At 62.3% G+C, this 20,651-nt stretch carries 25 protein-coding genes and 1 pseudogene; 20 read left to right on the top strand and 6 right to left on the bottom strand.

The annotated features are described in order from the left end of the window. Positions 1-6 precede the first annotated feature (6 nt). From H610_RS0113555 to H610_RS24995, 7 genes and pseudogenes are all read left to right on the top strand, one after another. Positions 7-390, top strand: a complete 384-nt coding sequence (locus H610_RS0113555; RefSeq protein ID WP_028240169.1) for a type II toxin-antitoxin system RelE/ParE family toxin — start codon at positions 7-9, stop codon at positions 388-390. Further along, positions 374-676 (top strand): helix-turn-helix domain-containing protein, encoded by a 303-nt coding sequence (locus H610_RS0113550; protein WP_028240168.1) that lies wholly within the window; start codon positions 374-376, stop codon positions 674-676. The genes H610_RS0113555 and H610_RS0113550 overlap by 17 nt, the downstream gene beginning before the upstream one ends. A gap of 79 nt (positions 677-755) precedes the next feature. Continuing rightward, a complete protein-coding gene (locus H610_RS0113545) occupies positions 756-1,223 on the top strand; it encodes a TIR domain-containing protein (protein ID WP_028240167.1) in 468 nt (155 codons plus the stop codon). After that, positions 1,223-1,849: an Nmad2 family putative nucleotide modification protein gene (locus tag H610_RS25005; RefSeq protein WP_033045760.1), complete on the top strand. Its 627-nt coding sequence runs from the start codon at positions 1,223-1,225 to the stop codon at positions 1,847-1,849. The genes H610_RS0113545 and H610_RS25005 overlap by 1 nt, the downstream gene beginning before the upstream one ends. Before the next feature lie 3 nt (positions 1,850-1,852). After that, the gene (locus H610_RS0113540; RefSeq protein ID WP_028240166.1) at positions 1,853-2,983 is read left to right on the top strand and encodes a nucleoside triphosphate pyrophosphohydrolase family protein; all 1,131 of its coding nucleotides are present in this window, start codon (positions 1,853-1,855) and stop codon (positions 2,981-2,983) included. 2 nt (positions 2,984-2,985) lie between these two features. Next, positions 2,986-3,648 (top strand): uracil-DNA glycosylase, encoded by a 663-nt coding sequence (locus tag H610_RS25000; RefSeq protein WP_071534888.1) that lies wholly within the window; start codon positions 2,986-2,988, stop codon positions 3,646-3,648. A gap of 63 nt (positions 3,649-3,711) precedes the next feature. Next, a pseudogene (locus H610_RS24995) lies at positions 3,712-3,822 on the top strand (JAB domain-containing protein); the annotation flags it as partial. A gap of 82 nt (positions 3,823-3,904) precedes the next feature. Here H610_RS24995 and H610_RS24990 read toward each other — a convergent pair. The 4 genes from H610_RS24990 to H610_RS24980 form a co-directional block, all read right to left on the bottom strand. Continuing rightward, on the bottom strand, positions 3,905-4,474 hold the full coding sequence (locus H610_RS24990; protein WP_033041349.1) for an SLOG domain-containing protein: 570 nt from the start codon (positions 4,472-4,474) through the stop codon (positions 3,905-3,907). After that, positions 4,471-5,640, bottom strand: a complete 1,170-nt coding sequence (locus H610_RS23890) for a toll/interleukin-1 receptor domain-containing protein (protein ID WP_158407679.1) — start codon at positions 5,638-5,640, stop codon at positions 4,471-4,473. The genes H610_RS24990 and H610_RS23890 overlap by 4 nt, the downstream gene beginning before the upstream one ends. A gap of 14 nt (positions 5,641-5,654) precedes the next feature. Further along, a complete protein-coding gene (locus H610_RS24985) occupies positions 5,655-6,257 on the bottom strand; it encodes a TIR domain-containing protein (protein ID WP_033041352.1) in 603 nt (200 codons plus the stop codon). Between the two features lie 105 nt (positions 6,258-6,362). Continuing rightward, positions 6,363-6,839: a TIR domain-containing protein gene (locus tag H610_RS24980; protein ID WP_033041353.1), complete on the bottom strand. Its 477-nt coding sequence runs from the start codon at positions 6,837-6,839 to the stop codon at positions 6,363-6,365. Between the two features lie 625 nt (positions 6,840-7,464). Here H610_RS24980 and H610_RS0113525 point away from each other — a divergent pair. From H610_RS0113525 to H610_RS0113510, 4 genes are all read left to right on the top strand, one after another. After that, positions 7,465-8,292 (top strand): DUF932 domain-containing protein, encoded by an 828-nt coding sequence (locus H610_RS0113525; RefSeq protein WP_028240164.1) that lies wholly within the window; start codon positions 7,465-7,467, stop codon positions 8,290-8,292. Positions 8,293-8,371: 79 nt separating this feature from the next. Continuing rightward, complete coding sequence (locus H610_RS0113520; protein ID WP_028240163.1) at positions 8,372-10,435, top strand: ParB/RepB/Spo0J family partition protein; 2,064 nt, start codon at positions 8,372-8,374, stop codon at positions 10,433-10,435. Between the two features lie 61 nt (positions 10,436-10,496). After that, a complete protein-coding gene (locus tag H610_RS0113515; protein ID WP_028240162.1) occupies positions 10,497-10,706 on the top strand; it encodes a hypothetical protein in 210 nt (69 codons plus the stop codon). A gap of 758 nt (positions 10,707-11,464) precedes the next feature. Further along, positions 11,465-11,779 (top strand): DUF736 domain-containing protein, encoded by a 315-nt coding sequence (locus H610_RS0113510; protein WP_014646114.1) that lies wholly within the window; start codon positions 11,465-11,467, stop codon positions 11,777-11,779. 70 nt (positions 11,780-11,849) lie between these two features. On the opposite strand, the gene H610_RS0113505 is transcribed toward H610_RS0113510, so the two are convergent. Beyond that, entirely contained in the window at positions 11,850-12,143 is a 294-nt protein-coding gene (locus H610_RS0113505) for a helix-turn-helix domain-containing protein (protein ID WP_015476703.1), read from the bottom strand. A 318-nt stretch (positions 12,144-12,461) separates the two neighbouring features. Between H610_RS0113505 and H610_RS0113500 the strand changes: the two genes are divergently transcribed. The 9 genes from H610_RS0113500 to H610_RS0113460 all read left to right on the top strand — a co-directional run bounded on the left by H610_RS0113500 (position 12,462) and on the right by H610_RS0113460 (position 19,913). Further along, positions 12,462-12,812, top strand: a complete 351-nt coding sequence (locus tag H610_RS0113500) for a DUF2958 domain-containing protein (protein ID WP_015476702.1) — start codon at positions 12,462-12,464, stop codon at positions 12,810-12,812. 335 nt (positions 12,813-13,147) lie between these two features. After that, positions 13,148-13,945: a DUF2285 domain-containing protein gene (locus H610_RS0113495; RefSeq protein ID WP_028240160.1), complete on the top strand. Its 798-nt coding sequence runs from the start codon at positions 13,148-13,150 to the stop codon at positions 13,943-13,945. 90 nt (positions 13,946-14,035) lie between these two features. After that, positions 14,036-14,305: a helix-turn-helix transcriptional regulator gene (locus H610_RS0113490; RefSeq protein ID WP_003488056.1), complete on the top strand. Its 270-nt coding sequence runs from the start codon at positions 14,036-14,038 to the stop codon at positions 14,303-14,305. Positions 14,306-14,331: 26 nt separating this feature from the next. Then, positions 14,332-15,189: a replication initiator protein A gene (locus H610_RS0113485; protein WP_156867395.1), complete on the top strand. Its 858-nt coding sequence runs from the start codon at positions 14,332-14,334 to the stop codon at positions 15,187-15,189. A gap of 241 nt (positions 15,190-15,430) precedes the next feature. Next, positions 15,431-16,069 carry a ParA family partition ATPase gene (parA, locus tag H610_RS0113480; protein ID WP_015476698.1) on the top strand — a complete coding sequence of 213 codons (639 nt, stop codon included), beginning with the start codon at positions 15,431-15,433 and terminating at the stop codon, positions 16,067-16,069. After that, on the top strand, positions 16,066-16,329 hold the full coding sequence (locus tag H610_RS0113475) for a hypothetical protein (RefSeq protein WP_023094609.1): 264 nt from the start codon (positions 16,066-16,068) through the stop codon (positions 16,327-16,329). The genes parA and H610_RS0113475 overlap by 4 nt, the downstream gene beginning before the upstream one ends. Further along, on the top strand, positions 16,326-16,883 hold the full coding sequence (locus tag H610_RS0113470) for a DUF2840 domain-containing protein (protein ID WP_015476696.1): 558 nt from the start codon (positions 16,326-16,328) through the stop codon (positions 16,881-16,883). Before H610_RS0113475 ends, H610_RS0113470 begins: the two co-directional genes overlap by 4 nt. Continuing rightward, complete coding sequence (locus tag H610_RS0113465; protein WP_028240158.1) at positions 16,880-17,479, top strand: S26 family signal peptidase; 600 nt, start codon at positions 16,880-16,882, stop codon at positions 17,477-17,479. Before H610_RS0113470 ends, H610_RS0113465 begins: the two co-directional genes overlap by 4 nt. A gap of 448 nt (positions 17,480-17,927) precedes the next feature. After that, on the top strand, positions 17,928-19,913 hold the full coding sequence (locus H610_RS0113460) for a relaxase/mobilization nuclease domain-containing protein (RefSeq protein WP_028240157.1): 1,986 nt from the start codon (positions 17,928-17,930) through the stop codon (positions 19,911-19,913). Between the two features lie 234 nt (positions 19,914-20,147). Here H610_RS0113460 and H610_RS0113455 read toward each other — a convergent pair whose 3' ends face one another. Then, on the bottom strand, positions 20,148-20,600 hold the full coding sequence (locus tag H610_RS0113455; RefSeq protein ID WP_236079463.1) for a chromate resistance protein ChrB domain-containing protein: 453 nt from the start codon (positions 20,598-20,600) through the stop codon (positions 20,148-20,150). Positions 20,601-20,651 lie beyond the last annotated feature (51 nt).

Here is a 20,651-nt window from a genome sequence, read left to right as displayed (position 1 = left end):
GTCGAAATGACGGTCATCCTCAAGCGCAAGGACTTTGCACGCTGGCAGTCGGGCGAGAAGCTGTCCGATGCCGCGTTGTGCAAGGCGGTTCAGGAGATGGAAAGCGGTCTGATCGACGCGGACTTGGGCGGCTCCCTCTACAAGAAGCGGGTGGCCCGCCCCGGTGGTGGTAAAAGCGGCGGCTACCGCACACTGGTATCGGCCAGGATCGGCAGCCGCTACGTGTTCCTGCATGGGTTCCCGAAGAACGACAAGGCGAACATCACGCAGGACGAGAAGAAGGCGCTGCAATTCGCCGGCAAAGCGTTCTTGCAACTGTCCGGGGAAACGTTATCGAAGGCGTTGCAGTCGGGCGTGTTATTGGAGGTGCATTGTGAGCAAGATCATTGAATCCCTGCGTGACGACCTGGCCACGCTTCATGAAGTGGGTGCGATCAGCAAGGTGACGATGCGCGAGTTCGACGCGATCTGCCCGCCGCCAGTGCGGGAGTTTGGCGCCGAGGACATTAGGCGCCTACGGGAGACGCTGAAATTCAGCCAGCCGGTGTTCGCGCATCACCTGCACACCTCGGCCTCGACCGTGCGCAAGTGGGAGCAAGGTGAAACCCGACCCGCTGGCCCGGCGCTGAAGCTGCTCAACATCATCGCCGACAAGGGGCTCCGGGCGATCCTTTGATTGATCTGCGTTTTCTGCCATAACCACCTAATTTCAGTTACGATCTTTTACGCTATCAAAACGTCGATGGAGGTGACAGATGGCAGAGAAAAGGAACGTGTTTATCAGCCATGTCCATAAGGACGATCATGGGCTCCAAAAGCTCAAAGATCTGCTGGCTCCGAAAGGGATGGATGTAAGGGACTCCTCCATCCATACAGGAAAGTTCAACAACGCCACGGATGAGCATTACATCAAGACGCAGATTCTGGCCCCAGCGATAAACTGGGCGGGCGTATTTATTTGCTACGTCTCACCCCAGACGAAAGATAGCGACTGGGTGACCTGGGAAATCGAATATGCAGCCAAGCAAGGCAAACGTATTGTTGGCATCTGGGAGCATGGTGAGAAGGAATGCGACATTCCTGAGGCACTGAAAGAATACGCCGATGCCTTGGTCGGCTGGAATGGTGACTCAATCATTGATGCGATCAACGGAAAAGATACATGGGAAAAACCCGACGGTGGCGCCTGTGATCCGGTTCCTCTGAAAAGGCATCCCTGCTGATGGCACGTGTCCACTCCTACGTGGTGCGGTACGACAGTGGTTTCGCACCCAATCCCTTTTACGAATACTGCACGCTTGCAACCTGCAAGCCAAATATCCGCAAGGGCGCTGACATCGGTGATTGGGTGGTAGGCAGTGGCAGCAATGATCGAAGTGTTCGGCGAGGCGGGTATCTGGTTTATGCGATGCAAGTCACCGAAACGATGACATTTGATGAATATGGGGCAGATCCACGGTTTGAATCTAAAAAGCCCTATCGCAACGGTAGTCGGAAGCAAAGTTGCGGGGACAATATCTACTTCAGAGCCGCACCAGCGGCCGTCTGGCAGCAACGAGATTCCTTTCACTCTCGCCCCGATGGTTCACTTAATCCTGATCACGTCACTCGCGACACGGGTGTAAACAGGGTTCTCATCAGCAATGACTTCGTGTACTTCGGAGGAGAGGGGCCGGAGTTCCCGGAAGAGCTAAAAGACCAGCAAGGCCGGTCTCTATGCAAAACAGGAATAGGTCTAACTACTTTTGACGATCCAAAACTGATTGCGAACCTAGAGCAATGGGTTCGTAGCTTTGGGCTGAATGGATATCAGGGCGCTCCATTCGAATGGCTGACGCTTCGGAGGTAACCGATGCACAAGGAAGGTTCTCTGCTGCTTTCGGACTACGCTTCGGAAATTGCAGCTACGGATGTACTCAGTCCAACCGATTTCAATCCTGTCCTTCAAGGGCTTTATGGGGAAGTCGGTGGAATAATGTCTACTGTCAAAAAACATGTCCGGGAAAAATCTGCGTACCCTGGTTTCAGAAGGGCGGCGGAAGAAGAATTCGGTGATACGCTTTGGTATTTGGCTGCGATCTGCCGGCGCATGCAAGCTCCACTTGAAGATATCTTTGCCGAGGCGGCGAATCACGGGAACTTCAAGAACATAGGGGCAGCAAGCGACATAGCCGAAGGTGCATTCGCTTACATCGCCATGCCTGTGGCGGCCCCTGCGTCGTTGGACATTACCTTGGTACGCTTGGGGCAGGCGGCCGCAGCTCTGCTGGGAAGTGGGCCTGCGCGCAATGACGTGGTCACCTTCGCGCGAGCCTATCTCGATGCAATCCATGCCGCAGAGTTGGCGTTCTCGGACGTAGCGCGGGGGAACCTCCGGAAAGCTAGGGGTGCATTCTTGGAGCCACAGGCGGTTGACCTGATTGGCCTTGATTTCGATAGCGAGTTTGGAATAGAAGAGCAGCTCCCTAGAGAGTTCAAGATCCGAGTCAATCAACGCGGTAGCGGCAAAAGCTATCTCCAATGGAATGGCGTATTCATAGGTGATCCCCTGACCGACAACATCGCTGACCGAGATGGCTACCGATTTCATGATGTTTTCCATTTTGCATATGCAGCCATCTTGCATTGGTCACCTGTAATACGGGCATTGATCAAGCACAAGCGAAAGAGCCAGTCCAAATATGATGAAGAGCAAGACAGCGGCCGGGCAATCGTCGTTGAGGAAGGGCTTACGGCATGGATTTTCTCTAGAGCCAAGGAATTAAACTATTTTGAGAATCAAGAAAAGGTTTCCCTTGGGATTCTCAAAACCATTGAAGAGTTTGTGAGTGGCTATGAGGTTGAGAAGTGCCCGCTAAAGCTTTGGGAAAAAGCCATCATGGACGGATATTCCGTATTCCGTCAAATCAAGAAAAATCAAGGCGGCTGGATCATCGGCAACCGAAAAGAACGCACCCTACAATATATGCCGCTTGAGTCTTAAGAATGAAAATCCACCCCTTTGTTGAATCAGTTTCCTCGCTGCAATTTGAGGACTGCTTCAATCCTTATTCTGATCGCTGTGAAGTTCATGATCGTCGAGACGCGCCCCGCCGCCGCGCCGCCGCACTTTCCGCATTATTGCGTCGCGCTTCAGAGGAGCCTGTAGATGCGATTTGGATCGGTCGAGATTTGGGGTATCGCGGAGGCCGCCGAACTGGGTTGGCCCTGACTGACGATGTTCACATGAGCCAACATGCCAAACGTTGGAATGTCGATCTGGCTCCAGAACGGCCCACAGTCGGCAATGCCGTAGCCGAGCGAACCGCTGCGGTTATATGGGGAATGCTAGAGCACATTGATGCTCGCATCTTTCTCTGGAATGTTTTCCCACTTCACCCTCATGAATCAGGGGATCCGTTCACCAACCGGCAACACAACGCCCGTGAAAGGCGAGCCGGCGAAGAGCTACTACAACAGCTCATCGTTCTGCTTCGTCCCTCGCGCATCGTCGCCATCGGCAACGATGCTGCCGCAGCCGCTCATCGAATCACGGATAGCGTGCCTGTTATCTGCGTGAGGCATCCGAGCTATGGCGGACAGACGCAGTTTCAAGGGCAAATCTCTGAACTGTATGGACATCCAATGAAGACTGGATCGCTGTTCTGACGAATTGCTCCAGCATTTTAGCGAGCGGATACCGCCCCTTCTATCCAACTCGCCAGGTTTTCACTGATGCAGCGACTGAAAGAGGCTCTGACGCTGGTGGAGGTGCGCACACTGGATCACGTCGTTGTGGCCGGGCAGGAAACAACTTCATTTGCAGAGCGAGGGCTATTGTGAACCGAGGGGGCTGCACAGGCGGCCCCATTTTTTTATTCGCTCCATCAAGCTTACTGAACGCAGTTACTGCAAAATTTCCCGGCTAATCCACAGGCAGAAGCTTTCGACGAAATAAGCTGGAATAGGTTCGGTCGCGTGAAAAAATTGGATCATATTCTCCCTGTTGATAAATTATTTTGGCGGCGGCCCCTGTTGTTGAAAGCGGGAGCACTGTAGCTTTGGGATGGTGTTCGACGAACAATTTATGCTCCTCATAGATCCCCTCCATGCCGCCGACGAACACCGCTGCGCTGAAACGGCGGCTTTCGATCATTGCTTGCCTCATGGCCGTCAAACTGGCTTCTCTGTTGCCATCAACCGCTGGCACCATATGCACGTCGACGAACTCCGCTAGCTCAGGAGGCAATCGACCCTCAAAAAGCTTACTTTGGTAAATCGCCACCCTGTTGCGGTCAAGGTTTGCCTCGCGGGAAAAGAGAGCCAATAGCGGCGTTATCGCCGGATGGCCGCCGCACGTGATTCGTCCAATCGGCAACACTACTTCAACCAAAGCCTTGATTGCTTCCCGTATAGCAAGAACATCGGCGGTGTCGAAAAATACCCGATTGCGATCAGGCAAAGGCACGCTGGCAGATAGAAATATATCTATCATGCGGTGAGCTCCTTCAGAAGTTGTGGCGCCTTCGACATTTGCACGGCCCGGATCGGCAAATACGAGTCAAGCCAATCTAGGTGAGAGAGCCACGTTCTCAGTACACCTCTATTGTCGTAAATCACCCATATTTCTCTCGTCTCAACAGTGGGGTTGGTAATGGCTTCGAACACTTCGTTGATGCGATCAGCGGTTGGTATTCCCACTGCCGGTACGATCGCCAGCGTTCGATTGGACTCGGTTTTGAGAGAAATCCAGCCTTCAATCTGAACACTTGGATCAAGTCCCTCGTCGCGGGCGGCGTCGCAAAAGTTATCGACCAAATATCGGTGGCGGGCGGCAATTGCTGGTGCGCGTAGCCGTTCGACCTCGTCGCAAATTCTCGTCACCAATCCCTTCGTGGCCCAACGCCCCCGCATTGGAATAAATCCAAAGAAGTCCCGACGCCTAAGCTTCATGAAGTGGCTGAAGGACGATGCAGGGTCTTCCTTTTGCCCCGGCCATAGTAGGTGCAAGATTTGCACATTGGTCGCGTTTGCGCGCGCCAATTCTTCAGCCGTCCAACGACCTTCTCTGAAGCCAGGTGTGTCGATCAGCACCACGACATCGGAATCCGACATCCTGTGCCAGAGTTGTGATTGGAAATCTGCGGCTGGAGGCACTGACCTCACGTCGATGAAAACGTCAAAGCCACGAGCATCGAGCGCATCGTACAACCGATCGGCCAGCGGCTGAGACCCTGTTCGTTTGTAACTGATGAAAAGTCGTCGCTCACGTCGCAACAGCCTAAATGTCTCAAGGACTAGCGTAACGAGGCGGGTGATGCCTTCATCGTTGGTGCCCAATACAATAGCATTGACATGTCTGAGCTGCGGCGGAATTTCTGCATGAACCTGGGACAAATCCGAAACGACCGGAGCGATAACGATCGAGTCATCAATCAACTCCGTCACAAGTGCGGTATCGGCAGTGCTTTCCGACGAGCCGAAAAATACTGCCATCACCGGCGATTTTAAGCTGCGGTTAGAGGCGTTGGCATCGCTGAGAAACGTAATTGCGTTGCTCGGAATCCCGAGCCCCTGAAGCGCCAGATCAACGCTACGGCGGAGGCGAGTGTCATGCCCATGGACCGCACCCAGCAGGATAAGCTGGTAGGGTGATCTCATGCTTGAGTTCTCGCTCATCGGCCAGCCATTCCCGCAGCAGTTTCAATCCATCCGCCAATATTTTTCCTGCCATCCTGGCCTATGAAATCGTAACTCAGGCAGTGATTTGACAGTTGGACTACGCTATTCGTTTTTGGTGCTGTGAACCACAGATCACCCTCAGGAATCGCAAGCGTGTAATCTGCGTAGGCCACCCACTTTCCGTCCTTCCACTCGGCGAGATATATGCCGCGATCGGTTCTATAAAGTCCCATCTGCGCCAATGGATCAGCACCCTTTGTAGATGTCGCTTTGTCTTTATTCTGGACACCGTGAATGAAAACGGTTAGCAAGCCGTTTCCCTTGATAACACTGCGAGCAATTTCGTAGCGCACCCATCGCCGTGACCATGTATGGGTTCCAGCAAGGACACAAGTTACCGAAGTATTCTCCAACCCCTTGCGGAGAAAAGTCTTTAGTGCATCGTCACTCTCTTTTTTCGATGCCTCAAACACGCTGCTGTCAAAGAAGCCCCGGCTTTCCTCATCGGATTCCTTCACAACCCAACTGTTGCGGACATTCCAGGCGCGCCATACATCAGGCTCATAGTGAAAAGAAAAGAATGTTCTGCGTGGCATTTTGACTCCATCTATTACACTAAACCCAGGCAAATTTGGATGTAGGTGACCCGCATCCTCCACAGCAAACGACACCTCGCAGGATGCAATTCAGATATTGCCGGTTCATCGTGCCTTTATAGCGTCGCTGACCCAAGTTTCAATATTCGACTTGATGTAGTCATACACATTGGTGCTGGTGGTGTATGGCGGATCGTAGACTTTACCCGTGACAGCTTCTCCATCAACGGTGAGGCCTGTAAACGGATTAGATCCTTTCGACGACTGATTTCCGTCTGAGTCTTTCAGATTGTGGACATGGATGGCGAGTACACCCAGCCCGTCCTTCCAGGCTTTCTTTATCTCGTGTTTGACCCAGCGGCGGCTGGCAGTCTTCTCGCCCACAAGTACGACAAGGCATTCTTTGCCTTTCATGTTGTCGGCGATCCATTTTTTGATGGCATCATCGCCTGCTTTCTTGATTTCTTCCCATTTGTTCGAATCCAGTAGAGGCTGTTTTTCGATAGCTCCGATTTGCCGAACTTGCGACACGCGCCAACTATCCTGTTTATAGTGAAAGCTCAGAAAGCATTTATTCGCCATGACTTATCTCCATTTGTCGTTGGTGCTTCGATGAAGCAAATCTCGAATTGAGGATTGCGATAGTTATTTAACTGAAGTCGTAATTAATCGCTGGCTTGAAATACTTTCTTGTAAATTTCCTTACAAATGATAGCTGAAAGTGTGCGCCTGCGTCTCCGCTTCGCGGACCGCGCTGCTCCAGGTTCGCTATTCGCTCATCCCTGACGGGACTGGCATTCGCCAGCCTTCCACATCCCTGACGCCTCCGGCCCGGCTTCCAGCTTCGGGCCTGCGCGCTTCGCTTGCGTGCGGTCAGCACAAAGGGATGGCCGTTGCCTTGTCCAGCCGTCTCCCCTGACTTCATCACCTTACCCGCGACCGTAGCCCGCTCCCGTGTGCCGTCAAGGCGCGCAGGGCCGTGTCCTCGGCTGCGCCTGCGGGCCGCACCAACCCTGCGCTTGTCTCCTTGACGGCCCCCGTCCGCGCGCTCCTTTGGCCGCGGGCGATGAACTCAGGAAAGACGGTGGCAACAGGGCCAACCGGGTTCCTCGTGCCGACCGCACCGAACAGCCGAAAGGCTGGGCTCCGAATCTAGGAATCCGGTGTGCGGTTTGAACAGCAAACCCTTTTCGTCAGGAGAAATGCAATGCAACTCGCATCCCGATTCGCTTCCCGTTCCCCGTCGCTGCGCAGCGATTACCCGCTGTCCGATGACCAAATCCGCCGTGTGGCCCCGTCCATCTTCGCGGACGCGCCGCACGAAAGCCGTTCCGAACGGTACGCCTATATCCCCACCGCCGCCGTGCTGGCGGAACTACGCAAGGAAGGGTTTGAACCCTTCATGGCAGCGCAAACCCGCGTGCGCCACGACGACCGCCGCGACTACACCAAACACATGCTGCGCCTGCGCCACGCCAGCCAGATCAACGGCGCGGAGGCTAACGAAATCGTGCTGCTGAACTCGCATGACGGCACGAGCAGCTATCAGATGCTGGCCGGAATGTTCCGGTTCGTGTGCAGCAATGGCCTTGTCTGCGGCGACACGGTGGCGGACGTGCGCGTGCCCCACAAAGGCGACGTGGCCGGTTCCGTCATCGAAGGCGCTTACGAAGTCTTGCGCGGCTTCGACCGCGTGCAGGAATCCCGCGATTCCATGCGCGCCATCACCTTGAACGATGGCGAATCCGAAGTGTTCGCCCGCGCCGCGCTGGCCCTCAAGTACGACGACCCCGACAAGCCCGCGCCCATCACGGAATCGCAAATCCTGATGCCGCGCCGCTTTGATGACCGCCGCCCGGACTTGTGGAGCGTGTTCAACCGCACGCAAGAGAACCTGACCCAAGGCGGCCTGCGCGGGCGCAGCGCCAACGGACGCCGCCAGCAAACCCGCCCGGTACAGGGCATCGACCAGAACATCCGCCTCAACCGTGCGCTTTGGCTGCTGGCCGATGGCATGCGCCAGTTGAAAGCCTGAACCCCCACGCGGCAGGGGCAGGCAGCAGCCCTTGCCGCTTCTCTCGCTGCTGCATCCCTAACCGCAAGGAGTTATCACCATGAACGCCGTTACCCAAACCGAAACCCGCGCCATCGAAACTGCCGCGCCGCTGGAAGTGGCCGACCCGAGCAAGAACCTGATTTTGGTTCCACTCTCGCAGTTGCTGCCGCGCCGCTCCAAGCGCAACGCACGCAAGACCCCGCGCCTGTCCATTCCCGAACTGGCCGCGAGCATCGCCCGCATCGGCCTGCTGCAAAATCTCGTCGTCATCCTCGCCGCCGATGGCGAGCAGTACGAAGTGGTGGCCGGCGACCGCCGACTGACCGCGTTGAAGCTGCTGGCGAAGAAGAAGCGCATCCCTGCCGACTACGAAGTGGCGTGCCTGCTGGTGCCCGATGCTTCGGCCCGTACCGTCAGCCTCGCGGAAAACCTGCTGCGCGAGCAGATGCACCCGGCCGACCAGTTCGAGGCGTTCGCCGCACTGGTCAAGGAAGGCCGCCCCATCGAAGACATTGCCGCCGACTTCGGCGTGACCCCGCTGGTGGTGCAGCGCCGTCTCAAACTCGCCAACGTCTCGCCGCGCCTGCTGGCCGACTACCGCGCCGGAGCCGTCACCCTGGAACAGTTGATGGCCCTGACCATCACCGACGACCACGCCGCGCAGGAAAGCGCGTTCTACGGTGCGCCAGAATGGCAGCGTGGCGCGTCCGCGCTGCGCGAACGCCTGACCGAACGCGAAATCGACGCCACGCATCCGCTGGTGCGCTTCGCCGGGCTGGACGCCTACACGGCGGCGGGCGGCGGCATCCGCCGCGACCTGTTCGCGGAAGGCGATGCCGGAACCTACCTGACCGACGCCACGCTGCTGGAAACGCTGGTGCGCGGCAAGCTGGATGCGCTGGCTGGGGACGTGCGCGCCGAGGGTTGGGCGTGGGTCGAAGCCGTGCCGCACATGAGCTACGCCGAGCGGCAGGCGTTCCAGAACGCACCGCGCCAGCGCCGCGAACCGAGCGCCCGCGAAGCCCGCCGCATCGCCTCGCTGCAAACCCGCCTCGACAAGATCGACACCGAACTGGAAGAAGCCTACGACGCCGAGGACGAGGACAAGACCGAAGCGCTGGAACCGCGCCGCGAACAGGTTGCCGGGGAACTGCAAGCCGTGGAGGAAGCCTTGCAGGGCTACGCCCCGGATGTGCGCGCCGTGGCCGGCGCCATCGTCACCCTCGACCGCAGCGGCGAAGCCGTGATTCATCGCGGGCTGCTGCGCGAGGCAGAAGCCAAGGCGCTGCGCACGCTGGAACGCTTGCGGCAGGGTTTCGGCAGCGCGGAAGGCGAGGCCGGGAACGACGACGAAGGCGAGGACACCGAGCAGCCCAAGGCCGCGAGCCTGTCCGACCGGCTGGCGCAGCGGTTGAGCGCGCACCGCACCGCCGCGCTGCAAATCGAAGTCGCCCGGCATCCGCAAGTCGCGCTGGCCGCGCTGGTGCATGGCATGGTGCAGAGCGTCTTGCAGGACAACCACTACGGCCACGACTTGCCGCTGGGCGTGAGCCTGAAAGTGCAAGACCGGCTGGAAGGCATGGCCCCCGACTGGCCCGAGTCGCCCGCCGCCGTCGCCCAGCGCGAGTTGCAGCAGGTCGCGGGCGAAGCGCTGCCGCAGGACAGCGCCGAACTGTTCGTCGCGCTGCTGGCGATGGAGCAAGGCGAACTGGTGCGGCTGCTGGCGGTATGCGTAGCGGCGACCGTGGACGTGGTGACGCCTCGCGCCACTGCGCACCAGCCGGGCGCGGAACTGGCGCAGGCTGTGGGGCTGGACATGGCCGCATGGTGGCAGCCCACCGCAGACGGGTATTTCCAGCATGTGCCGAAGGCCGCGATTCTGGAAGCCGTGGGCGAGTTCGCACCGTCGCACGCTGCACGGCTGGCGAAGTTGAAGAAGGCCGACATTGCCAGCGAAGCGGAACGGCTGGCCGATGGTACGGGCTGGATGCCCGCCATCTTCCGCACCGAAAGCCCGCAACAGGACGCGCAGGCCGTGGCAGTGGATGCGGGCGCCGAAGCGCCGGAGGAAGTCGCCGCCGTGGCGGATGAGCTGCCGCAGGCCGAGGCACTGGCCGCGTGATCCTGCACCGCAGATAGCGCCCCGGTTCCGGCCGGGGCGCTTCACGCCAAGGATTCCTATCATGAGCCGCAACACCACGGACCGCCCGCGCATGGCGGCGATCTATGCCCCCGGTACGGTACGCGCCCGCCGCTGGCACGGCGATGGCGACGTGCGCGGCTACCGTCCGCCGCGTGGCTGGACGGCCCGCGCCGACCTGACCGACCTACATCCCATTACCGGCCACACCTTGCCGCGTGCCGCGTGGTGGATTGTCGAAACCAAGGAATAACGAGCAGCACCGGCCCCAAGCCGTTCCGCCTTGGGGCCGGTGGTCAAAAATCCGGGGCGTCGGTGGCCGCGCCCGGTTCCAACGTCGAAGTCAAAATCGCCCCGTTGCCGCCTTCGTCCAGGCGGCAACGGGGCGGACGTGCAAGTGCCTTGCACGCGACACGTCCATCGGTGCCCGCTGGCGCGGGCAAGGTTTCGATGGCGCCCCGCCGCAATGGGCGGGGCTTGTAGGGCTACGCCCCGGCTTGCTGCGGCAGGTTGTGCGATAGCGTGCCGTCCCCGACGCTGGCGATTCGCGCCTGTACGTCACGAAGGGCGATTCACCGACACGCCACCCGGCCTCGCTATGGAGCATCCACACCACGCCTCAAGCATGTGGTCGCGCGCTGCGGCAGGGGCGCTCTGGCCTTGTCGTCGGGGCTTTGACCTGGTTCGCGTCAGGGCGCAAGCCGGTGCAGCCGTCACGCGGGGATGCCGAGTCGGCCATGTCTCCTTTCGGGGGCGGGCGGCCCGTGCGTCCTTGGCTTGTCGTGAATCCTGGCGAGGGAACGGCTACGCCTTGGGCTTCATGGCCGCAACCTTCCAGCGAAAACAATTTCCCCGCCGCTGCGCGGCTTCCTCGCGCGGCAAATTCTTTTCGCTTCCAGGTTCTCCACGGTGTTGCGACCGCTGCGCGGTGCGGCCAGCCCATCCCCCGCCGGCCGGATCACAACAAGGACGCACTGGCGCGACCTTGTTCAACCCGAAAGGAGAAACATCATGGCTAACATCGGCACCTTCACCGCAGAGAAAGACGGCTTCACCGGCCAGCTCCGCACCCTGACCCTGAACGTCAAGGTCAAGCTGGTTCCCAACGACAAGGGCGACAGCGAGAACGCCCCCGACTTCCACCTTCAGGCGGCCGGCCACGAGATCGGCGCGGCGTGGAAGAAGACCAGTGAGGCCGGGCGCGAGTACCTGTCCGTGAGCATCGACGACCCTTCGTTCCCGGCGACGGTCTATGCCCGCCTGATCGAGAACGAGGACGGCACGCACGACCTGATCTGGTCGCGCAGCAAGCCCAAGGCAGCCTGACGGCCGCCCACCGCGCCCCGTCCATTGCGGCGGGGCGCCGTGCTGCTGGCGCAGCACGTCACGCACGCGCCTACGGCGTGTCGCGTTCCTTCAACACCGCCTCCAGCTCCTGGCGCACCTGCGCCAGAAGCTGATCGGCCCTGCGCGTGCTGTCGCCGGCATAGGCCAGCGTCAGCAACGTGAGCGGATGCACGTCCATGACCTCGCACAGCTCGGTCAGCTTGTGCATGGTCGGGCTCTTCAGGTCGCGCTCCAGCAAACTCAGGTAGGTACGGCTGGACACGTCGGAGAACGCTTCCTGGCTCAAGCCGCGCGCTTTCCTGACCGTCCGTATTGCTGTCGCCAATGAGTCTTTCGCCGCCACCTATGGTTTTCCTTAGAAAACCAAGATGACAGCCGATTGCGCACTATAGGGCTACAAACTATAGTGCGCATTTGGTGTCGTTGATTTCCGTATTCGTGCCTTTGCAGAAATCCGCATGGGCGGATTCCGACAGAATCTGGGAACCGCATCTGTGTCTTTCCTGGCCTGCGCAATTCCGCTTCCGCGTTTCCGTGCATGTACGGATTCGATGGCTTGCGCCTTCGTGCTTTCCCGCCAAAGCACGCATCCGCTTCGGCGGTTCCGCGCTTCGGTGGAAAATCGTATCCGTGCATCCTCGGATGCGTGGGGATTCGGGCCATGACCCAGCCGCTCGTCACCGCTGAACAGCGGGCGCAACTGCTCGCCGTCGGCGCGGCACGCGCCGCTGGCCGAAGCATCGACCCAATGCCGGCGGTGCGACTGTTCACCCCCGACGCGCACGCCACCTGGCTGCTGGCCGCGCTCGACCCGGCCGATGGCGATACGGCATGGGGGCTGATCGACCTGGGAATAGGCATGCCCGGCCTGGGCCATGTGAAGCTGTCCGATCTGGCGTCCATCGTCGGGCCGCACAAGCAACCTGTGATGCGCGATCGCTACTTCCAGCCCGTGCGGCGGCTGTCGGAGTACCTGCGGCTGGCCGAGGAAAACGGTTCGATCACCGACTGAGCAGTCCCAGCCAACGACGGCGCATTCTGACTATTTCAGTCTTACCCAAGACCTGATTGGTCTGAATCCGCACTCTTGCACCGAAGCGGTGCGCTTCTGATGCAAACAGTCATGATCTATGGCGCGGGCTGCTGCACGGTGCTCCATGCTGCGCACCATTTTTGTGGCGCGCAACCGTCGCATTCAGACGATTTCCGCAATGCCCTGGAGCCAATCGGTCTTGACACCGCAGTTACAGAGTACCCCGATTTCGATGACGACTTGATGGCGACTCGATAGCTCCCGCACAGCGGAATCCGTGGCGACGTTCCTGCTGAATGACAGGAGGCTGCGTCATGGCTGACCCGAGCGCCGAACACTGGTATCCGACCGCCGCGTATCTCTACATGCTGCACCTCGACGGCCCCGCGCTGGCGTGGGAATACCTGCGTCGCCACCCCGACTACCGCCGCGACTGGCTGCGCCGCCGCCGCCGGCCAGAGGCCGCCGCGCGCTGGGGACTGCGCCTGCTGGAAGATCCCGCCCTGGATGCGCGCGACGCGCACCCGGCCTGGTTCCCCGATCACGATGCGGTAGTGCAGCTCTACCCGGACGCCGACCCGCCGCCCGACGCGGTGGCTTTCGCGTTCTGGTGCCTTCCCGGCCAGAAGCACCTGATCCACGACGGCAAGCGCCTGGTGCTGCTGACACGCTGGCTGGGCTGCTGCCTGCGGCTGGTGATCGCTCCCGGCCTGGCCGACGGCATGGCTTACGCCTATGCCATTCGCGCCTGCGCCGCATCCTGCGGACGCTATCAGGCGCTGGCGGCCGAACTGGACAAGCTGGCCGCCGCTGGCGATGCAGCGCCAGCGGGAACGGCACGGTCGCGGCCGGCACCCGCTGCGCTGCTGGAGTTGAACACGCTCCAGGCGCTCGACGGCACCCTCGCGGGCGCGTCCCTGCGCGACGTGGCCGAAGGGCTGTTCGGCGTCGATGCTGTCGCCGCCGACTGGTACGCCGATAGCGCCTTGCGCGCCCGCGTGCGGCGACTGGTGCACCGGGGCGATGCGCTGATGCGCGGCGGCTATCGCCGCCTGGCACAGCTTCCGCCCGTTGCACAGGGACGCGCTGCATCCCCTGCAAAACGTCCCTGAGCAGGAAGCCTTGCTTTCTTGAAAGTGCCTCTATCCGGCCGCGTGGTGTGGCCGGGCTTGATGGAGGTACATCCCATGCGACCCGCTCCCTTGCGGCCTGCCGCCGCTGCTGTCGCTGCGCCCGTGCAGCCCCAACGCTACCTGACCAACGACGAAGCCGCCGAATACCTGCGTCTGTCGCCGCGCACGCTGGAGAAACAGCGCGTGATCGGCGGCGGCCCGAAGTTCCGCAAGTTCGGCCGCCGCGTCATGTACGCGGTGGCCGACCTCGATGCCTGGGCCGACCAGCGCAGCTACGAGGCCACGTCCGACCCGGAATATGCCGAGCGTCACGCGGGCGACTACCGTGATGGCCGCTGATCGTCGGCTCGCCGGTGGCCATCGTCATGTCCAGCCCATCGCTGCCGTCGGGGCAGCGATCGCAGCAGCGGGAACAGCTCGACCTGTTCCGCGCGCTGCCGGGCGACGGCATGGCGCCGCGCGACAGCCAGGACTTGATGGCCTTTCCGTTCTTCTCGCTGGCGAAGTCGCGGCGCACGGCGCCGATCGACTTCCGCAGCGGGAACATCACCATCCGCGTGGAAGGCACGGCCGAGCACGGCATCGCCACGATATGGGATGCCGACGTGTTGATTTGGGCGGCCTCGCAGATCGTGGAGGCGCGCGACGCAGGCATTCGCCCGTCGCGCTGGATACACGCCACGCCCTACGAAATCCTGCGCTTCATCGGGCGCGGCACGTCCTTGAACGACTACCAGCGCCTGAAAGCCGCGCTCGACCGGCTGCAATCGACCAGCGTGGCGACTTCCATCCGCGAAACCACCGGGAGGCGCTTGCACCGCTTTTCGTGGGTGAACGAATGGCGCGAGCTGGCCGACGCCAGCGGCACGCCGCTGGGCATCGAGCTGATCCTGCCGGACTGGTTCTATGCCGGCGTGCTCGATGCCGCCCTGGTGTTGACCATCGACCCGGCCTATTTCCGCTTGAAAGGTGGCATCGAACGCTGGCTGTATCGCCTGGTGCGCAAGCACGGCGGGCGGCAGGAACACGGCTGGCAATTCGACTTCCGGCATCTGCACCGCAAGTCCGGCAGCGCGGCGCGCTTCTCGGACTTCGCCTACGACCTGCGCGTGCTGGTCGCGCGGCAGTCGCTGCCCGGCTACGTCCTGGGCATCGAGTCGATGCCGGACGAGAAGCTGGAACTGCTGACCTTCCGGCCCGTGCCGTTCACGGCACGGGGATAACTGCGGGAAAAGCTGTGGACGGCCTCGTGCTATCAGGAGTGCCGGGTATCGTGCTATCGGGAGTACGCCTATCGTGCTATCAGGAGTACGAAAACGCCGCAAAGCCAGTAACGGCGCGGGTTTGCGACCCCTCTAACTTACCTAACTATAAATCTCTAACTTTTAGTAGAAACGCGTCGTTTCGGTGGACAACCACGAAACGGCACGGCCAGGCCGGCTTTCCAGCAGGGAGGGCCGCGCCATGATCTTCGCGTTTCTCAACCAGAAAGGCGGCGTCGGCAAGACCACACTCGCTACCCACATCGCGGGCGAGCTGGCGATGCGCGGGCTGCACGTCATCCTGCTGGACGCCGACCCGCAGGGTTCTTCGCTGGACTGGACGCAGCGCAGAAGCCAGCAGGGCTTGCCACGGCTGTTCAGCGCCGTGGGCCTCGCCCGCGAAACGCTGCATCAGGAAGCGCCGGAGCTGGCCCGCCGCGCCGATCACATCATCATCGACGGCCCGCCGCGCATCGCCGCCCTGGCGCGTTCCGCGCTGCTGGCGGCCGAGCGCGTGCTGATTCCCGTGCAGCCCAGCCCGTATGACCTTTGGGCCAGCGCCGAGATGGTGGCGCTGATCCGCGAGGCACAGGTGTTCCGGCCTGCGCTGCGCGCGGCCTTCGTCATCAATCGGCGCGTCAGTACCACCATCATCGGCAGGGAAGCACGGCAATCGCTGGCCGAACAGCCGCTGCCGGCGCTGCACAGCGAAGTGCGCCAGCGCATCGTCTTCGCCGACAGCGTGGCCGCTGGCCGGCTCGCCCGCGAAACCGCGCCCGACAGCGCCGCCGCACGCGAGATTGCCGTGCTCACCGATGAACTGCTGCGGTGGCCGACATGAGCAGCCCGCGCAGCAAGCGCGTCGGCATCGGCGCACGTCCGCCCGCGAATCCGCACGCCGAGGCGTGGATTCGCCAGGGCGATGCCGATGCACTCAACAAAGGCGACCTCTACACCGCACGCCTGACGCTCGACGTGACGCCTGCGCTGCGCGCGCGCATCAAGATCGCCGCCTTCGGCCAGGGCGTGACCGTGGCCGAACTGCTGCGCGGCCTGCTGGAGCGGGAGTTTCCCGACAAGCGCCCGGAGAACCTGCCATGAACGGATCCGCCTTGCCTGCCGCTCATGCGGCGACGGCTGCACCGGCTGCTGCGCCGCCGCCTTCGCTTTCGACGCTCGCCGACCAAGCTGGCAGCGTGCCGCTGACTCGCGTATCGCTCGCCTACATCGAACCGCGCTTCAAGCTCTACCTGCGCTTCGGCGAGCCGGCGCGCACGCTGCGGCTCGACCGCTGGCGGCGCTGCGCGGTGTTCCTGCCGCGTGCAATGTTCTGCCGCGTGCGCTGGGAAGCAAACGACTACGGCACGATCCGCTGGCAACTCATGGTGATGCAAGCCGCCACGCCGCTGGACGACATGCAGCGCATCCCCGGCGTGCGGCCGGGCGCACGCCTGCTGCTGCACGCCGAAGGCGAAAACGCGGTGCCTGCCGTGCTGGAACGCATCGACGGCATCGAAGGGCAAGGCATCGCCGCCATCGACGTGTCGCCCGCGTACTGGCGCACGCTGGGCAACCGTCTGGCGGCCCGCCTGGCGCTGCCCGAATACACCGCCGAGCGGCACGCCGCCTGGCTGGCCGGAAAGGCGCTGCCATGACGACCCAATCCAACACCACATGCACGCACGAAGCCGCGCCGCATCCTCGCTCGCGCCTGCGCGTTCGCATCGTGCTGGCGGGCTTCGCTGCCGTCGGCCTCGCTGCGCTGGCCTGGGCGGCTTTCGTGTCGCCGCTGCCGCGTCTGACCTACAACCCGTCCGACAGCGTGGCGGTCGGCTGGTATCGCATCGAACCGTTCGACCCGCGCACCGCCTCGCTGCCACGTCCGTTGTCCGTGGACAGCATCGTGCTGGTGCCGCTGCCCGACAGGGCCGCCATGCTGGCTGCGCAGCGCGGCTACCTGCCGACCCGCGTTCCGCTGCTCAAACGTGTGGGCGCGGTCGCGCCGCAACACGTTTGCATGGTCGCCGGGCAGGTACGCATCGACGGCGTGCCTGCGGCCGCCTCGCTGCCTGCCGACCGGCTGGGCCGGCCGCTGCCATCCTTGCAGCTTTGCCGCCGCCTCGAACCGGGCGAGCTGTTCCTGTTGAGCGTGACCAATCCGGCATCGTTCGACAGCCGCTATTTCGGCCCGGTCAGCGCATCCGCCGTGATCGGCGTCGCGCACCCGGTCTGGCTGGAGACACGCCCATGATGGCCGTCGATTCGCTGCACGTTGCCGTGCCTCTCGTCGTGCCATCGAGCATGTCGTTCCAGTGGCTGCCGCCGTGTCGTCGCGCGTGCAGCGCGGGCGCATTCGCGCCGCGCCTCGCGCAACATCCGGCGCAGCCGTCCAGCGTGCAGGTGTCTTGCCTCGAACGCGCCCGGCCTGCGGCCATTGGCGCGTTCGCCGGCGGGCTGGCTGCAAGCAGCGCAGCGCCGCCGGGCCGCCGACGCCCGGAGCGACAGCGAGGGGCAAAGGCGGAAGGCAAGACAAAAGGACGCGGCACCGGGCCGCGTCGAAAGCCAGTCTGCACATGGGGGTTGCGCGGCACGGAGCGGCTTCGCCGCCGTGCCGCGTGGGGCGCGAAGCCCGCGCCGATGCGGGCGTGTCCGCGTGCTTCGCACGACCGGACACGCCAGAGCTTGCAGGGGGCGCAGCCATGACCGACCGCCGCGACGATGATTTCCGCATCCGCCCCAGCGCCCCGAAGAACCGGGGCCAGGGCTTCGTCTCCAAGGTGCTCAAGCAGGCAGGCAAGGCCAGCAGCGGCAAGTCGTCGGTGCGTCGTCCTGGTGCTGCCGGCGGCTCCGGGAGGGGCACGGGCCAGCGGCCCGGCTCGCGCCTGGGTCGCGGCCACACGGCGGCGCGCTTCGCCGGGGCGAAGCTGACGCCCATGTCGCGGCGCGTGACCATCAAGACGCTGCTGGTCAACCAGCGCCAGGCCAGCCCGCAGTCGCTCGCCAAGCACCTGCGCTACATCGAGCGCGATGGCGTAGGCCGCGATGGCGAGCCGGGCCAAGCCTACGGGCCGCAGACCGATGCCGCCGACCTCGACGCCTTCAAGGAACGCTGCGCCGACGACCGGCATCACTTCCGCTTCATCCTCTCGCCCGAGGACGGCGCCGAGCTGGAAGACCTGCGCACCTACACGCGGCACCTCATGGGCCGCATGGAGGCCGACCTGGGCATGGGCCTCGATTGGGTAGCCGTCAACCACTGGAACACCGACAACCCGCACACGCACATCGTCGTGCGCGGACGCGACGACACCGGCAAAGACCTCATCATCGCGGGCGACTACATCGCCGATGGCTTCCGCCATCGCGCCGCCGAACTGGCGACCGAATGGCTGGGGCCGCGCACCGAGCTGGAGATCCAGCAGACCTTGCAACGCGAGGTGGAGCAGGAACGGTGGACGAGCCTCGACCGTACCCTGCAACGAGAGGCCGGCGAGGATGGTCGGGTGCAGATCGAACGGTTCAACGAACCTGGGCTGCAACGCCAGCGCCTGCTGCTGATCGGCCGGCTGCAACGCTTGCAGCGCCTGGGCCTGGCCGACGAGATGCAGCCGGGCACCTGGGCCGTCCATGCCGACGCGGAAAAGACCCTGCGCGCCCTGGGCGAACGTGGCGACATCATCCGCACCATGCAGCGGGCGATGCGCGGCGAGCCGCGCGAACTGGCGGTGTTCGAGCCGGGCGACGAGGGCCGAACCATCCTCGGCCGCGTGGCCGCGAAGGGACTGGCCGACGAGCTGCGCGACCGGGGCTATCTGGTCATCGACGGCGTGGACGGCAAGGCCCACTACGTCGCGCTCAATGCCCGCGACGAGCTGGCGAACTACCCGACTGGCGCCGTGGTGGAGGTGAAGGGGTCGGCCGACGTGCGCGCGGCCGACAAGAACATCGCCGCGCTGGCGAGCGATGGCCTGTACCGCACTGACCACCACCTGGCCGTCGCGCAGGGTCAGGCCGTGCCGGGCCGCGATTCGCACGAAGTCGTCGCGGCCCACGTCCGCCGGCTGGAAGCCCTGCGCCGCGCCGGCATCGTGGAGCGCGTGGCCGAGGGGCTATGGAAGGTGCCGAACGACCTGGCCGAACAGGGCCGCCGCTATGACGCGCAGCGCCTGGGCGGCGTGGCGGTGGAACTGAAATCGCACCTGCCCATCGAGCGGCAGGCCCGCGTGATCGGTGCCACTTGGCTCGACCAGCAGTTGATCGGTGGCGGGTCGGGGCTGGGTGACCTGGGTTTTGGCAGCGAGGCCAAACAGGCGATGCAGCACCGTGCCGACTTCCTGGCCGAACAGGGGCTGGCAGAGCGGCGTGGGCAGCGCGTGATCCTGGCGCGCAATCTGCTGGGCACGCTGCGCAATCGGGAGCTGGCGCAGGCCGCCAGGGACATTGCGGCCGAAACCGGCCTGGAATATCGGCCTGCGGGTGACGGTCAGCGCGTGGCCGGTATCTACCGGCGCAGCGTCATGCTCGCCAGCGGGCGCTACGCCATGCTCGATGACGGCAAGGGGTTCAGTCTGGTGCCGTGGCGGCCGGTGGTCGAGCAGCGGCTGGGCCAGCAGCTTGCCGCTACGGTGCGCGGCGGCGGGGTGTCCTGGGAGATAGGACGGCAGCGTGGGCCTGCCGTTGGCTGATCTCCTGATATAGATCCATCCAGCGTCAACATGAAACCGCAGGTCTTGTCATAAAGAGCTTGGTTATAGAAATCTGTCTGGCATACGCAGAATATTCCTATCGCAGCCTCACGAACGTCGTGCGTTGCTAGCTGACATCGGAAGTGGAGTGCCAGCCTATTCGAAAGGGCACTTCCTGATTCAATGTGTTGCCAGGCCGCCTGGGGGTTGTTGATCCCAAGGGCTTGGGTTCATTCAGGCAGGCGGCCAGTTATGGGTTTCGTCTTGACCCTCTCGGTTCCAAGCATAGAGGGCGTCATACATCACCAGGCCGTGGCGCAGCATCTCGTGGTCGTCCACGAACATGCGCGATAGGCCGAGCGAGATCGCGTAGAGGCCCGCCGATTGTGGTGTGAGTTCGAGGCGTGAAGTGTCGGCACCGCGCACGATGTTGGCCAACTGCACGAGTGCTGGTTCGGTTAGCTGGTACTTTGCCAAGAAGGCATCGAAGCTGCATTGCTCCCCGACGTGGCTAAACTCTACTCCTGGGATGTCATAGGGTATCGCACCCGTTTTCTCTGCAATGGCTAGAACCTCTGATGCGGGTACGTAAAGGAACTCGGCATCATGGTCGATGAAGCGCAGAATTAGCCAGGGACAAGCGATACGGTCGATTTTGGGACGTTCACGTGTAATCCACTTCATCATTGCCTCCTTCGTGACTCGGCTGACTTGATCGAACCCTTCATCAAAGCGCAG

The sequence above is a fragment of the Stutzerimonas azotifigens DSM 17556 genome (genome assembly GCF_000425625.1).
GTDB lineage: Bacteria > Pseudomonadota > Gammaproteobacteria > Pseudomonadales > Pseudomonadaceae > Stutzerimonas > Stutzerimonas azotifigens.
This window is presented reverse-complemented; position numbering and strand designations above follow the sequence as displayed.